At 38.1% G+C, this 15864-nt stretch carries 15 protein-coding genes; all 15 read right to left on the bottom strand.

Annotation, left to right across the window (positions count from 1 at the left end; genetic code table 11):
- Nucleotides 1–15: 15 nt before the first annotated feature.
- The 15 genes from cls to V7097_RS21405 all read right to left on the bottom strand — a co-directional run bounded on the left by cls (nucleotide 16) and on the right by V7097_RS21405 (nucleotide 15775).
- The gene (cls, locus tag V7097_RS21475) at nucleotides 16–1470 is read right to left on the bottom strand and encodes a cardiolipin synthase (RefSeq protein WP_438824265.1); all 1455 of its coding nucleotides are present in this window, start codon (nucleotides 1468–1470) and stop codon (nucleotides 16–18) included.
- Nucleotides 1471–1726: 256 nt separating this feature from the next.
- The gene (locus V7097_RS21470) at nucleotides 1727–2584 is read right to left on the bottom strand and encodes an MBL fold metallo-hydrolase (protein WP_335705683.1); all 858 of its coding nucleotides are present in this window, start codon (nucleotides 2582–2584) and stop codon (nucleotides 1727–1729) included.
- 80 nt (nucleotides 2585–2664) lie between these two features.
- Nucleotides 2665–2955, bottom strand: a complete 291-nt coding sequence (locus V7097_RS21465) for a DNA-binding protein (protein WP_335705682.1) — start codon at nucleotides 2953–2955, stop codon at nucleotides 2665–2667.
- Nucleotides 2956–2977: 22 nt separating this feature from the next.
- Nucleotides 2978–4210, bottom strand: a complete 1233-nt coding sequence (locus V7097_RS21460; RefSeq protein ID WP_335705681.1) for an ABC transporter permease — start codon at nucleotides 4208–4210, stop codon at nucleotides 2978–2980.
- The gene (locus V7097_RS21455; RefSeq protein WP_335705680.1) at nucleotides 4203–5129 is read right to left on the bottom strand and encodes an ABC transporter ATP-binding protein; all 927 of its coding nucleotides are present in this window, start codon (nucleotides 5127–5129) and stop codon (nucleotides 4203–4205) included. The genes V7097_RS21460 and V7097_RS21455 overlap by 8 nt, the downstream gene beginning before the upstream one ends.
- A 139-nt stretch (nucleotides 5130–5268) precedes the next feature.
- Nucleotides 5269–5745 carry a DUF1189 family protein gene (locus tag V7097_RS21450; protein WP_335705720.1) on the bottom strand — a complete coding sequence of 159 codons (477 nt, stop codon included), beginning with the start codon at nucleotides 5743–5745 and terminating at the stop codon, nucleotides 5269–5271.
- A gap of 215 nt (nucleotides 5746–5960) precedes the next feature.
- Nucleotides 5961–6416, bottom strand: a complete 456-nt coding sequence (locus V7097_RS21445) for a flavin reductase family protein (RefSeq protein WP_335705719.1) — start codon at nucleotides 6414–6416, stop codon at nucleotides 5961–5963.
- A gap of 219 nt (nucleotides 6417–6635) precedes the next feature.
- Nucleotides 6636–7466: a carbohydrate ABC transporter permease gene (locus tag V7097_RS21440; protein WP_335705679.1), complete on the bottom strand. Its 831-nt coding sequence runs from the start codon at nucleotides 7464–7466 to the stop codon at nucleotides 6636–6638.
- Nucleotides 7467–7478: 12 nt separating this feature from the next.
- Nucleotides 7479–8378, bottom strand: a complete 900-nt coding sequence (locus tag V7097_RS21435) for a carbohydrate ABC transporter permease (RefSeq protein ID WP_335705678.1) — start codon at nucleotides 8376–8378, stop codon at nucleotides 7479–7481.
- Nucleotides 8379–8573: 195 nt separating this feature from the next.
- The gene (locus tag V7097_RS21430) at nucleotides 8574–9836 is read right to left on the bottom strand and encodes an ABC transporter substrate-binding protein (RefSeq protein ID WP_335705677.1); all 1263 of its coding nucleotides are present in this window, start codon (nucleotides 9834–9836) and stop codon (nucleotides 8574–8576) included.
- A gap of 78 nt (nucleotides 9837–9914) precedes the next feature.
- Nucleotides 9915–12002, bottom strand: coding sequence for an amylo-alpha-1,6-glucosidase (locus V7097_RS21425; protein ID WP_335705676.1), 2088 nt, complete (start codon nucleotides 12000–12002; stop codon nucleotides 9915–9917).
- 160 nt (nucleotides 12003–12162) lie between these two features.
- Nucleotides 12163–13173, bottom strand: coding sequence for a LacI family DNA-binding transcriptional regulator (locus V7097_RS21420; RefSeq protein ID WP_335705675.1), 1011 nt, complete (start codon nucleotides 13171–13173; stop codon nucleotides 12163–12165).
- Nucleotides 13174–13321: 148 nt separating this feature from the next.
- Nucleotides 13322–14176 carry a 2OG-Fe(II) oxygenase gene (locus V7097_RS21415; protein ID WP_335705674.1) on the bottom strand — a complete coding sequence of 285 codons (855 nt, stop codon included), beginning with the start codon at nucleotides 14174–14176 and terminating at the stop codon, nucleotides 13322–13324.
- Nucleotides 14177–14402: 226 nt separating this feature from the next.
- Nucleotides 14403–14639 (bottom strand): indolepyruvate ferredoxin oxidoreductase subunit alpha, encoded by a 237-nt coding sequence (locus V7097_RS21410; RefSeq protein ID WP_335705673.1) that lies wholly within the window; start codon nucleotides 14637–14639, stop codon nucleotides 14403–14405.
- A 368-nt stretch (nucleotides 14640–15007) separates the two neighbouring features.
- Nucleotides 15008–15775 (bottom strand): MerR family transcriptional regulator, encoded by a 768-nt coding sequence (locus V7097_RS21405; RefSeq protein ID WP_335705672.1) that lies wholly within the window; start codon nucleotides 15773–15775, stop codon nucleotides 15008–15010.
- Nucleotides 15776–15864 lie beyond the last annotated feature (89 nt).

Here is a 15864-nt window from a genome sequence, read left to right as displayed (position 1 = left end):
CCGATCATTTCTCAACTATAGAATTGGAGATAAAAGTCTTGAAATTGATTCCTTGAACTTTATGTTAACTCCTCTTTTTTCGTATTCTTCATATGTGAGCAGTTTGGAGAGCTTGATATCCTCTTTAAAAATGTCTGTAAGCTCTTCAGAAATGTTCTCATCATACAAAAAGGCATTTACTTCAAAATTAAGTCGGAAGCTCCTGACGTCGATATTCGCTGTACCGACTGAAGAAATCTCCTCGTCGACCACAAGTGTTTTTGAATGAATAAAGCCATTACTGTAGATATAGACATTTGCTCCAACTGGGAGCAATTCCCCAATATGCGAAAGAGTTGCCCAATAAACAAAAGGATGGTCCGGTTTATCCGGAATCATAATATTCACTTCCACCCCTGAAAGGCATGCTACACGTAACGCATCCAGTAAGCTTTTATCTGGTATAAAATAAGGTGTCTGCATATAAATCCTTTTTTTAGCTGAGTAGATCATTTTGATATAAGCATTTTTAATCTGCTCAAAGTCCGTATCCGGGCCACTGGTCACTATTTGAACCCCGACATTGCCAAGTCTGACATTCTCAATTGGAAAAAGTTCAGGATCATACATAATATCAAAATCACGAGATGCTTGGTTCCAGTCTAAAATAAACCGAACCTGCATCGTGTCAACAGCGGTTCCCCTTATACGCAAATGGGTATCTCGCCAATACCCAAACCTAGAATTCAACCCAAGGTACTCATCCCCTACATTAAAGCCACCGACATATCCTACCTTTCCATCAATAATGACCAATTTTCGATGGTTTCGGAAATTCATCCGCAAATTGATAAACCTTAGTTTCGAAGGAAAAAATACCTCGACCAGGCCACCAGCTTCACGAAATTCTTTAAAAAACCTTTTTGTCAATGACCTAGAACCTAGCTCATCATAAAGGACACGGACTATAACGCCCTCCTTAACTTTCCTTGTTAAATGCGCCATTAATTTTTGGCCAAGATTGTCATTTTTAATAATGTAATATTGCAAATGAATCGATTCTCTTGCAGCTTCAATATCTTCGAATAAACGTCGATATTTCTCTTGCCCATCTGTAAAAACTTCTACCGCATTATTTTTCGTAAACAAGGCATTCGCATTAACAAGGTTCATATATATAAGGTCTTGATTATCTTGTGTAATCCGATTGTTAAATAGGAATTTTTGAGTTCGTAACAGTTCCTTTTGCTTCTCTAGTACCTCTTCTATCCCGCTCTTTTTTAAATCATCCCATTGAAAAAGGTGGTCGCGCGTTAAATTTCTGCCTAAAATCAAATACAAAATAAAGCCGGCTACCGGAATAAAGAAAAGGACTAATAGCCACGCCCAAGTAGAGCTTGCATCTCTTCTTTCACGAAAGATGACAACCACGGCAAATACAATGTTTAAGACCAAAACTAACCCTAATAAAAATGAAGTAATATTTACCATATTTTCCTCTCTCACCCGATTCATTCTACATTTCAATATACTATATTTCAGAATGTTTATGAAATAATAAGCTACATACACGATTCTAGGCTTAGCTTAATACCCCTATCGTTTTTATTTCCGTTCTATAAACTTTATGGTAATTCTATGGTTTTTATTTTCATTTTATTGGCTTCATTTCAATTCTATGGTTTTTAGCAGTCTAAAATTTTTTAAGAACAAGAAACCTGGCTTTTTTCCAGCCAGGTTCCTAACACTAATGAATATTTTTATCTACATACCGGCCATAGTCCGGAATTGCGATTTGATCAAAGTCCCTAACCAATCTATCTAAGGATTCTTGCAACAGCTCACCGGTCATTGGCAAACCATGCCCCGTAACGGCAACATTCGGCTTAAGCCCCGACAATATTTCAACTGATTTTTTCGCTTCCTGCCAATCTGTTGTTAAGTATCTCGGTGGACCACTAATTTCCTGCTCTTGTGTAATCACCTTATACAAAAATTCCTGTCTCACTGTTACAAACGCATCTCCAACAATTAAGGCACGATCTTCATCACGAAAAAAGGATACATGTCCGGGCGTATGCCCCGGTGTATGGAGCCAACGAAATTCTGGCAAATGTGGAACTGTCCCGTCTGCAGGTAGCTTTTCCACATGGCTTCCTAACTGTATTGGCTCATTTGGAAATAGTGGCGACATCTTCGCAACCATTCCCCCTTCTACCGTCGAATCGGGTTCAGGATAGCTTTTTTGCCCTGTTAAAAAAGGCATTTCCAGCTCATGCGCGTAAACAGGCACATCCCAGTGCTCAACTAATTCAATGATTGCGCCAACATGATCAAAATGACCATGTGTTAACAGAATTGCCTTCGGGCGACTATCCTTGCCAAAGCGTTCTTCACAAACTGCTATTATTTCCTCTGCAGAGCCCGGCATACCCGCATCCACAATTACAAAGTCCGATGTACCAGGCTCGCCGACTAACACAAAATTTACAATTTGGATGGTATGACAATAAAGATCTGGCAGGACCTGCATCCCAACCCCACTGCCAATAGAGGTCGCAGGAATAAATTTATAATCACTTCCATATTGCATGTCCTTCTCCATGAAGATCCCCCTTACACTTTTTTACATACTGATAGTGTTTCACAGGATCGGTATTTTATTAATAACGAAGGACCACTACATTATTCACCTAGGTTTGACAACCACTGTTTTAATTTACTCTTTGGATAGTAGACTGTTCCATTTAATACGATATGCGGGATATCCGGATGCTCTTTTATTAATTCCTTTGCATCCTCTTTCGATACCCCAATATGATAATAGATGTCCTTTTCCTTTATTAGTTCATATAAATCCTCATCATCAAGTTTATCCATGACACCTTTGGCTTCAGGATTTTTGAAGTTTTTCAAGCCTTCTCCAATGAAATAACCAGCAGCCGCAATTCCGATGCCTAAAAATAAAAAATCCATACTTCCACCTACTTTGTACAATTTAAGATCTAATCCACTTCCATATTTCCTTAGGTGATGCATTTTTACCATACATGAGAATTCCTGTTTTAAAGATTTTCCCCGCAAGCTTCATAAATAACCATATACTTACGATTAAAATCGATAAAGAAAGGAGAATTTCAATCCATGGCCATTCTTCTAATAAAGTGAGGCGTAATAACAACACCCCTGGTGCTGAGAACGGAATATAGGTTCCAATTTGCGCAAACATCCCACTAGGGTCACCTACTACTGGACCGATAAAAATAAAAGGTAAAAATGGTAGCATCATAACCATCCCTTGAAAATTACCTGCAGAAGACATGTCTGCCATTGTTGCGCCGACTCCAACAAATAGCGCAGCAAATAGGAGGTAACCTAAGACCGCAATCAAAACAAATAACAGAACTTCGGGTACAAATAAATATTCTAGAATTGGAATATCAAACTTCCACATTGCAATCGGTATACCAAACCCAAGAAAAATAACAGCCTGCACCATACCGAGAATGAAATAGCCAATAATTTTTCCTTGCATTAATTCTCCATGGGTCAAAGAAGACAATACAATCTCCGCAACTTTATCCTTCTTCTCCTGTGAAGCACTTTGAAAAATATACATTCCCGAAAAGATGATTGACAACAGAATGATACCCGCAAAGGCTCCCGGAATAATTCGCTCCATGGTATCATCCCCCAATAGCGAATCCTCTTCTGCAACAACGCCTTCCTCAACGATTGAGGATTCTGCAAATGTCAGTTGTTTGGAAATCACTGATAGCTGTTCTTCTGTCAGCCCTAACTTTTGCATTTGTAGTGATTTTAAAGGAACTTCTAAAACCTGAACCTGATTCATAAAGAATGGACTTATCTCTTCACTAGTGTGGACTGGAATCACGCCATTTTCGATGCTTTCTTGGTCAATTAGGATATACGCAGTATCCTCTGCTTCTTTTATCTCATCCACGATTTCTTCTTCACCTAGATCCGTGGCTTCAAGTTCCCAATTCAGTCCATGGGCTGCAACTGTATCTTCAAAAATTTCAAAAACACCTAATTCATCATGGATTAATACATGGGTTACAGGCTCTTCCGCATCTTCACTACCAAAAATACTTCCCAAGAACATGAATCCTAAAAAGAGGGCTGGTGTCAAAAATAGACCGATCAAGAAGGATTTGTTTTTCAAATTCCTTTTAACTTCCCACTTGGCTACCTTCATAGCATTACGCATTGATACCAGCCTCCTCTCTCAGCATGTTCTTATCTGTGGCGATATCGATAAATATTTCATGTAACGAAATCCGATCAATGGATAATTCGTTAATTTCCAGCTGATCAGGTAAATGCTTTAGCCAGTTTGCTACTTGCACATCCTTAGTGAGGTATAAAATCGATGTATCCTCTTGCTGCTCTACACGTTGGACATCGGGAAGACCTTGAAGGCTTTCTATTTTATTTCTACCTCGAATCGTACATTTAAAATTGGCATACTCTTTTTTCACATTATCCATTGAACCATAGATGACCTTTTGTCCGCGATGGATTAGAAATAACCGATCGCACATTTCCTCAACTAGATTCATTTGATGAGAGGATAATAGAATGGCTGTACCGCCTTTTGCAAGATTCCGTATCTCCTCTTTAAATAATTCCTGGCTGACTGGATCAAGCCCAGAAAATGGCTCGTCAAGGATTAGAAATTCGGGTTCATGTAGGATAGAAGCGATAAATTGTACCTTTTGCCCCATCCCCTTCGATAGTTCCTCTACCGAAGAATTTTCTTTCCCCTCTAACCCAAATTTCTTTAAGTATGTAAGAGCACGTTCCTTTGCCTTTTTGACAGGATAATCCTTTAGCTCCGCGAAATATAAAAGGATATCCATTACCTTAACATTTTTATAGAGCCCACGTTCCTCTGGTAAATATCCGATTTTGTTACGAGGAATTTGTTTATGACCCTGGAAGGTGATTGCACCCTCATCGGGATACATAATGCCCATTATATTACGGATGGTTGTTGATTTCCCCGCCCCGTTTGGACCAAGAATGGCCATAATTTCCCCCTTAAAAACTTCAAAAGAAATATCCTTTAGCACCTCTACATTTTTAAAGGACTTTTTTAAATGATCCACCTTTAGAAAAGCTTCCATATGTTTTCCTCCTATCCCTACTGATTTCCCCTAAAAGACCGGTCAACAAAATTCTCTTTTTCTCTACAGGTATGTACGTTTTATCTTGTAAAAAAGTTTCATGCAAACAAAAAGAACCGGCGCACACCGGTTCTTTTACTTATGTTTTTATTCGTTTTGGATAATGAAAAATCATCCGTAGTATCGTGTAAAATAGTAATACAAATACAATTGTATTCACAATCCAATGGGTACCAATCAGTAAATTAGCAACCGCAAAAATGATAATTGGTTTTGTTAACGCGAACGCGCACATTTTCCATAGAAATTGAAATTTCAACTGGCGGTGTATGAGTTTGCTGACTCCTACCCCTAATCCCGCTAATACAGAAATCCCCGCAATTCCTAAAAACAGCATTAAAAACGGATAAAATAATAGGACTTGAATGATATATATATTTTGAGGGATGTCGCTTTCCTTATAGGAGTCATCCAAAAGTAAATTGATTTCTATTGGAAGTGCCACGATAAACAATAATAACAAGAGAAAAAGAATCGTATTTCTCATTTCCAGCTTATTTAGTCGCTTCATCGCTGCCTTATCTGGTAATCGTAAACTATCCATAAATGTCGACATGAGTTTCACGTAGAGCCACTCGCTTCGTTTAAAATGGTTTAACTTAAAGATACCTTTCTACAAGAAGAAAGGTATCCAATCAAATCAAATACGCCTTTGCGTATTTGCGCCCAGATTTTTTCGAGTTTGCTCGAAAAATTTCCTTTGAAAATCTGTGGCATCCGCCGGAGGCATTAACTTTAATAAGCAGAAGTAGGAACTTCTGCTTATTAAAGTTACTTATAAAATTCGTCAGGAATATTGCCGAATTTACGGTTGTGATAAAGTAGCGGAGGCTTGCTGTAGTTTTCAATCTCAACCACTTCACCAATTAAAATCGTATGGTCACCCGCTTCAACTGTCTTAAAGGTTTTACAGTGTAAAACCCCTGAAGCTCCCTTCAAGATTGGAAGGTTGTTATCTGACATCTCCCATTCACAGTTCGCAAATCGATCTGTACCCTTGCTTGCAAAAAGGGCACAAATATCCCCTTGATCACCAGCTAGTATATGTACCGCAAATTTATCTGTTTTTGTAAAAATATCGTAAGTAGATACTCTTTTATCAATGGACCACAATATCAATGTCGGATCCAACGAAACAGAGGCAAATGAATTTACCGTAAGTCCAAGCGGAACTCCGTTTTCATCAGTCGTTGTAACAACCGTAACACCTGTCGGATAATTCCCCATGACGTCTTTAAAAGTCTGTACTTTATCCAATGTTCACACACCTTTCTACACGATGGCACTCTAATTTTTGCTATATAAAATTTCTTCATTTTTAGCTCTCATAAAACGTTAGTATAACTATATCATGATTACATTGACAATTCTAATTGTATGCACAATTATTGTTTATTAACGTAAAAAAACACCCCGACAATCGAAATTGCCGGAATGCCCTGAAACCTATTTCCCACCAGTAAAAGAGATTCCTTTTATGAAGTAACGGTTGAAAAAGCCATACAATACCAATACAGGCAGTGTAAAAACCATAGATGCTGCCATGATGTAATTCCAATAGCTGACATATTGTCCCTTAAATGTATTCAACCCCAATGGTAATGTGAACATTTCTGCGTCTGTCATTACGATAAGTGGCCGCATAAAATCATTCCACAGTCCCATAAATACAAATATTGCTTGAGCAGCAAGCGCTGGTTTAGCTAGTGGCAGGACGATCTTAAAGAATATCCCGAGTCTGCTAAGTCCATCAAGTTGTGCTGCCTCCTCCAGTTCACGAGGAAAATTAATGAAGAACTGTCTCATCATGAAAATAAATGTTGCATTAATTGCAGCAGGAACAATCATTCCTTGATATGAATTTAACCATCCTAATTCCTTTAAAATTAAATAATTTGGAATCATAGTTACTTGTGCAGGAATCATCAATACTGCCAAAATGACAATAAACCAAACCTTTCTTCCCGGAAAGCTTAATCTGGCCAGTGCATAGCCTGCCATTGAGTTAAAAATAAGATTTAATATGGTTCCGACCCCAGCAATAACTACGCTATTTAATAACCAACGTGGGAATAATTCCTGATTCACAAACATTTGATGATAGTTATCCAATGTAAAATTTTTAGGAATAAAATTTATTGATCCACTTACAATCTCCTCTAACGTTTTGAACGACGACGAAAGCGCCCATAAAAATGGTATTAATGTAGTGATCGCATATGCCACCAAAATGACATACAATACCTTTTTACTGAAAGTCGTTTTTTTCGATTTCATATCGTCCCCTCCTTAATATAGCGATTCTTCTTTGGAAAACTTACGTTGTAATAACGTTGCTATCAGAATGATTATCGCTAACGCGAAGGCCAATGCTGCAGCATACCCCATAGTACCCATTGATTTAAATGCATATTGATAGATTAAAAGAACAATCGTTAATGTTGAGTTATTTGGTCCACCAGAACCAGCTGAGAAAATATAAGATTGGTCAAACAATTGGAATGTACCGATTAATCCCATAATCACAACAAAGGATGTAACAGGCCTTAAAAACGGAACGGTGACATATAAGAATTTCTGGACTGTATTTGCACCATCTAGTTCCGCTGCTTCATATAGGGACTCTGGAATATCCTGTAGTGCAGCTAAATAGATAACCATAAAGAACGGTGCAGTTGCCCAAATATTCATTATCATAATCGCATTTAGTGCAATATTGGGGTCTCCCAAAAAGTTATAGGTTGGTAATCCTAAGAAATCCAATACATAGTTGATAAGTCCATTTTTGTTATACATCCACATAAAAATCATTGTTAAAACGGCTGATGATGTTAAGGTAGGTAAAAAGTAAACAATCCGGAAAAACTTTTCCCCTTTTAAACCCGCATTAAGGGTCGATGCTAATATTAACGCTAAAAACGTCTGAGCTGGAACAACAATTAAAACATATTTTGCAGTATTCTTAAGAGCAATCATAGCCCGATCATCATTCATAATTCTTAAAAAGTTATCTAGCCCAACAAAGGTAAAATTCGTTCCGCCTAGCAGTTCTACTTTATGAAAGGAGAGAAAAATTGCGTATAATATTGGACCAATAATAAACAGTGAGAGAATAATAATTGTTGGGGACATGAAGAAATATCCTTGCCCTGCTTCTCGTAAAGTTTTTTTGGAATATCTTTTTCCCATTTAGGTACCCCCCATTTTCAAATGTTGTATATTTCTTTTTTACGGAACTTTTTCCAACAACATAGTTATAAAGTGCAGTCAAATTTTGCATCGAGCATAGTCAATGTGTTATTGCTTATAATGAATCTTGTCAGAAAAAGTTCAATAAAACAGGAGAGAAAAAGGGAAATAAGTTCCCTCTTTCTCTTCAACAAGTTATTTATTATTCTCTATTTCTTTGTTTGCTATCTCTTGTGCTTCTTTTAGTGCTTCTTCCAAAGGACGGTCTCCTAGAAATGCACTAATAAATTGGTTATTAAAATTGTTCATAACCGTAGGAAGGTTTGTTCCTTCTGCCCATACTGTTGCGTAAGGTGCTCCAGCAACTATAGCTGCACGAAGCTCATCTTTGTCGTAGCCCAATTTTTCTGCAACCGACTTACGTGTAGGTAAAGCAAAGCCTTTAGATGTCCATGTTTCCATTCCCTCTTTACCCGTTAAATAAGATAACAACTCCCAGGCTGCTTCTTTCTTTTTGGATTCAGCGTTCATTACATAAGCTACAGTGTAGGCCATAGTCCCTTGCTTACCATTGATAGTAGGAAGTTCAGCTGTACCATACTCAACTCCTGGGAATGTATCCTCTAGGAACGGAATTGCCCAGTTACCCTCAATTACCATCGCAGCTTTTTCTTGCCCAAACATTTCACCGCCCCAAGAGGCGCCTACTTCTTTTGGTTCAGCCGATGTTTTATCAATATTATGTTGATCGATGACTGGTTGAAGTGCTTCTACAACCTCTTTACTTGCAAAGTTTGCCTTGTCGTCTTTAACAACATCACCGCCGTTTGACTCTGCAATGTAATACATTCGAGCTAATTCTGGAGCTACTCCAAATCCAAAGGTTCCATCTTTCGTTAAAGCCTTAGACACATCTCGAAGTTCATCCCATGTCTTTGGAACTTCTACCCCAGCGTCTGCAAACATTTTTTTATTGTAGAATAATGCAAGTGTAGAGTAATCTTTCGGAAATCCATATGTTGTTCCTTCCTTTTGAAATGCTTCTAACATTGGCTTTTCAAAATCAGCAACATCAAAATCATCTTTTACATATTCATCAAGTGGCTCAAGTACACCTGTTTCAATTAAGGCTGGTGCTTCAAAAGCATCCAGATAAAATACATCAGGACCTTCTCCACCGATTAAACGAGTCTTTATAACATCCATGTATTGTTCAGAAATAACCTCTAGCTTCACATCAATATTTGGATGCTTTGCTTCAAAATCATCTAAAGTTTGCTCAAGTAATTTTTGTTCAGATGGGTTGCCTCCCCAGCCTGCAAGAGTTACCTGAACCTTTTCACCGTCCTTTGAACCACTTTCTTTCCCCCCGGAATCACCTGAGTTACTACAACCTGCGAGAATAGAACCAAACAACATTGATGTTATTCCAATACTAACCAACAATTTCTTTTTCATGATATAAGACCCCTCTCAATCATTTTTATATAGTGGAAGATGTTCTTCCAAAATACCAATTTCAGTAACATAAATTTGCTATAAACGATATCCTGTTGAGTTTTCCAAAATGTCCATAGTAACCTTTTCTCCTTGTTTTGAAAGCTTTAATGAAAGAATTCCTTCCCCAATTCGAATATTTGTTACTGTTAGTTCATTCATACCTTCTAGTAAGGCTGGGGAAAGTTTTATTTCCCTTTTTAGACTATTTGGAAATAACCCTAAGATAGATTGAATAAAGACAAGCGGCACACCCGCAGCCCACGCTTGAGGAGAGCATGCAACTGGATATTTAACCACTTTTCCAACTGAAGAATCATACCCACAATAGAGCTCTGGCAAGCGGTCATATTCAAAGTGCTTTGACGCTTCGACTAACCCTTCCATCACTCTTCTTGCTTCCTTTTTATGGCCAAGCTTGCTCATGCCAAGCAAAATCATACTGTTATCATGCGGCCAAATGCTTCCATCATGGTAACTCATCGGGTTATAACCTGCTTCTCTCACCCCCATAGTTCGAATTCCAAAACCTGAGAACATTTTTTCAGATGTCAGCACCTGACTCACCCTTGCTGCCCTTTCTTCGGAAAGCATTCCTGAAAATAGCACATGGCCAGGATTTGAAGTGATTGTACCGACTTGTTTCTTGACACCATCAAGAGCAATTGCATAAAATCCTACATCCTCCATCCAAAACTCTGTCTCAAATTTTTCTTTTAAGTTTTCAGCCTGGGAGAGTAATTGGCGTGAAATTTCTTCTTTTCCTATATACTGATAGATTTCAGCAAGCCCCACCTTCGCCTGATAGACATAACCCTGAACCTCTGATAGTGCAATCGGAGTTGTTGCATAGTCACCACTTCGATGAACCACAGAGTCACTTGAATCTTTCCAACCCTGATTTGCAATTCCTTTGGAGGATTCCTGATGGTATTCAACAAATAGATCACCATCACGGTCGCCATATTGATCAATCCAATCCAAAGCTCTTCTTACGTTTTCCTCTAGTTTATAGAACGTATCGAGGTCACCAGTCCATTTCACGAACTCTGTTAAAAGAACAAGAAATAACGGGGTTGCATCAATTGTTCCGTAATATGGGGTAAAGGGTACTTGATTCGTATTTGCTAGCTCACCATATCGAATTTCATGCATAATTTTTCCAGGTTGCTCATCTCGCCAATGATTCTGGTCCACGCCTTGATTAGCAGCCATTGTGAAAAGTGTTCCTTTTGCTACCTCTGGATGAAATGCTAGCATTTGCAATGCAGCAATTAAGCTATCCCTTCCAAACGGCACTCCAAACCATGGCAGTCCTGCTACAGGGAATTTTCCATAACCTAGGTCTGTTAATAAGACACGTAAATCAGCTGTTCCTCTGTTCACTAATCTCTGAAGTGGCTCAAAGTCGGTTTCAACCTTAGTTAGTGAATTTTCCCATTCCCGATAGGATGACCTTAAACGATTTAATGCTTCGTCCACAGACAACTCGTTCAGTTGAGTTTGCTCCCCCTCTAGGGGAGCAACTTTTAGTAAGATTTCTTTATCTTCTTCATGTTCTAGTTCAATTTGAAAGAATATGTCTCCAGTTTCTTCTGCTTTTTCATGAGGTACATTCCATTGCACGACTGTTTTTCGATTAATTTGGTCAGCTCCTTCGTAATAAAAGCTTAATGATTGACCATTTATTTCCTGTCCTGTCCGCTTACCAATTTCTCCATATTGGAAGCCACGGATAATAAACATATCTTTAAAATCCACATCTAAATGGACACTAAATTCGAACTTTACCTTCTTCGGATAATAGTTTCTGAGTTTTATGTTTTCATAAAGAATATCATCATAGATGAAACGGGTTCGTTCAATCTCAACTGATTCTCTCCATAAAATAAGCTCCCCTTCACTTTCTTGGTGTGGGTTAGTTAGCAACATCTTCGCAACATAGTTCTCTGCCCCATCAGAATGAAGTAGTATTGGCTCTTCCCCGTTAATACGTAAAGCTAGTTTACTTAAATAACGGGTATCATTTTTATAAAGACCTAATCCATAGGAGTCATTCTCTGAAATATTTCCTTTTCGATCTGTTATTAGAAATAAATTGTTTTCTTTTATCACTCTATAATCCATTTATCTTTCCTCCAATTCATCCGAAACGTTTTGGATTTCGACAATAAGTTTTTACTAAAGAAGCTTTACTATCCTATGAAAACGCTTCAATTTTTAAAGAAAAAATATATAACGAAACGCTTCAGTTTTAACCGAAACGTTTCGGATTTAATTAAAAAAATTATCTTATTGCCGTACTATCCCTTACTATTAAGGAACTTTCAAGCACAACTTCCTTAGCGCAATCCTTTTCTTCGAGCATTTCTAATAGTAACTTTGCTGCCTGGAATCCTAATTCAAATTTATTTTGCGCAACTGTTGTAAGCCTTGGACTAACATATGATGATTGTAATATATCATCATAGCCAATGATTGATAAATCCTCAGGAACACTTCTATTCATTTCTTTTGCAGCATTCATAGCACCAATTGCCATTAAATCGCTCGCACAAAATAGTGCGGTAATTTCTGTTTTATTTTCAAGTAACTTTTTTACTACTTGTTTTGCACTTTCCTCTCGAAAGTTTCCATTTACAATATAGTCCTGATTAACATGAATATTCGCTTCTAATAAAGCTTCCTTATATCCTTCTAATCTTTCTTGACTTACATATGCAAATTCATGGCCATTTACTAGACCAATATTTGTATGGCCCAACTCAATCAAATGTTTAACAGCATTTTTTGCTCCGATTTTATTATTCGTCGTAACGTATCCTACGTTTTTGGCTGTTATGGGTATATCGATAAGTACACAAGGAATATCACCTTCTACTACTTCCTTCAAATAGGGGTCATCGATACGAATTCCTTGTAGTATAATGCCATCCACTTTTCTTTCGTTACATAACTGTGTATACGTTTTTTCCCTTTGTTTCGATGAATTTGTATTAAATAAAATCAGATCATATTCTGTACCCGAAACAAAATCGTTTACTCCAGTTAAGATTTCTATAATAAAATTATCCTTTACGCTTTCCTTTTCAAGACCTGAAACAAGTATTCCAATTGTATTGGACTTATTCATTACTAAACTTCTTGCTAGGGTGTTTGGGCTGTAATTTAGCTCCCTTGCATACTTTTCAATTTTTTTTCGTGTATTTTCATTAACATCTGAGTAGCCATTCAAAGCACGTGAAACCGTTGTAACAGATACCCCAGCTATCTTTGCAATGTCTTTAATTGTTGCCACTTATAATTCCTCCAAAACGTTTCGGTTATCCGTTAGGAAAATCATATAACGAATTGAAAACGATTTCAATGTTTTTTTCTAAAAAAATAATGGGGAATCTCCCCATTTTATACACTAAATTAATTCCTAGATTAATATCACTTTTTTATTAAACTACCTTATCACTATAAATATTCCCTTGGCGAATCCATTTTGTTGCGACCCATTTTTCACCTACAGATACCGGTATACTTGAATGCAGGGACATCCGGTCTACCTCACCCTTGCTATTCCCATACTGAAAATACACTGCAGAGCCTTTCTTCGGAACAATTGAAACGCCCGCTTTTGGAAAAACAGTTTCTCCCCCAGCAAGTACATCATTTAAATAGATGAGGAACGTACCCACCCGCTGACCACCTTTTTCAGGGTCTACCTTGCTTGGTGGAAAATAATCAAAATGGCTTTTATATTCCTCGCCAATTCCGTAATTCAATATCTGGAGCCCTTCGCCATTTTCAACAGGGAACTCCGTTAATTCTGAGATTCTCGTTTCTATATTTTTGATAAATTCATTTTCTAGCAAATAAAAAGACATTCCTTTACTCGTTCGACCGGTTGCCGCCTTTTCTTCACCAGTCTTCTGGTCAATTACGGTTGAAGGCTTGAGTCGACTTCTTGAAAATTCAATCAACTGATCACATTCCTCATAGCTTAAAAAATTATCTAAATGTAAAATAAACGGTTTCTCTACTTTTGATAAGACCTTTATTTCTCGGTCACTTGTGCGTAGTATACTTCCCTTCTTCTCGATTTCGGGCTGTTCATATTCATATGGAGCTTGTACACCTGGTGTGTCTATCGGTTTATTTCCGACAATTCGAAACAGAGTTGTATAAGAGAGTCTAGGGTCATAGCCTTTTCGAATCATTGCATCTACAATTGCTTCAGGGTTCACGCCACTATTTAGTGTTTTAATAATCCAATCCATAAGTGTAGCTGGAATTTGCTTCACTTTCTCCATATCTTCCTCTCCTTTTGGGACGGGTACCTGTCCCTCTGTCCCGAGCCCTTATTTTTCTAGAAAGTAATCCCTTACATATATTGTAATATATTCAAGTAAAATTGTGGTAGCAATTACTATTTTCCAAGGATTGCACTTTTGAGATTTGCCATGTTTTCGACAAAAATAAAAGTAACCACTGGTGTAGTTACTAATTAAGGATGTATTTTTATGTATGTGTATCGGATTAAACTCCGAAAAACTCTCGTGCTAACTCTACGAATCCAATTTCGTCATCAGGTACTTCATCTTCGTGAAAAATTGCGTCAACTGGGCAAACAGACACACAAGCCCCACAGTCAATACAAATGTCGGGATTGATATAATATTGATCATCACCAGGCTCTATACAGTCGACAGGACACACCTCTACACATTCTGCAGCTTTCTCCGGTCCACATGGAGACGTGATTACATATGCCATCCAATTCCCTCCTATCTGAAGACCTCTTAGTAGACTAGATGTCTTCCATATTTACTAATCCCTATGTTGCTTGGTAAGAAAGTATTCCGGATATTGGGAATTAGTTTGAGGGGGATGGAGGCTAGATGTGAATCGAGTTGATGAAGGACCGAACGTAGCCGGAGCACACCCGGAATGTCCTTCATCGAACCTATGAAGGACCGAACGCTTCCGTAGCACGTCCGGAGTGTCCTTCATCCAGCCGATGAAGACCTAAACGCAGACCGGAGCACACACGGAAAGTTCTTCATCCAACTAAATCCCCTTAACCTCCGCTAAATACCTTCTCAAAAAAAGGGCAAGACCCATAGGATCTTACCCCATAAACTTTATTCACCCTTTTGTCCCGTATACACAAGAATCGCATCTCTTAAGAATTCTGCTGTTCCTGGTTGTTCTTTGTCGTAATACGCTGTGAATCTCTCGTCATCGACATACATTTGTGCTAGACCTGCATGCGCCTCTTTTGAGTAGCTTGGCCAATAAAACATGAGCCACTGCTTGTGCATTTCTGCTGCTTTCTGTGCTAACTCACCTGCGGGGTCGCCAGTCTTCATCGCCTCTTGTAAGGTTTCCATTAGCTCTTCACCAAGACGTGTCACCGCGTCATGATCCTCTTTTGACATGTTCATATACTTCTTGTTTGATTGTTTAACTGTTTCCTCTCCATATTTTTCACGGATTTCTTTACCGTATTTTTTCTCATTTTCTTCAATGGCTTTCTTTTTAAAGCCTTCAAACTTTTCTTGATCAGACATCGTTATTCTCCCTTCCTTTTGCGCAATGGTTTTTTCGACATTGGCAAGTAATTGATCAATTTGTTTTCGTTTATCAAGGAGCTGCTTTCGATGATCTTTTAGTGCTTTGGATTCATCGAAGGCAGGGTTTGTCATGATTTGTTTAATATCAGTTAGATTGACTCCGAGCTCACGGTAAAAAAGAATTTGCTGGAGACGGTTGACTTCATCTTGGCCATAGATTCGATAACCTGATGAATTGATCCTTGCCGGCTTAAGAATCTCAATTTCATCGTAATACCGAAGTGTTCTTGTGCTAACTCCCGCTAGTTTCGCTAACTTTTGAACCGTGTATTCCATCTCATCCCCCCCTGATATTTTCACTTTACACCTTAACGTAACGTCAAGGTCAACACAACTTTAGAAAAAATTTTAATCAAATGCGCCTT

Source organism: Bacillus sp. JJ1562 (genome assembly GCF_036962705.1).
GTDB lineage: Bacteria > Bacillota > Bacilli > Bacillales > Bacillaceae_L > Ferdinandcohnia.
The sequence above is the reverse complement of the archived record's forward strand: the minus strand, read 5'-3'. Positions and strand labels throughout refer to the sequence as shown.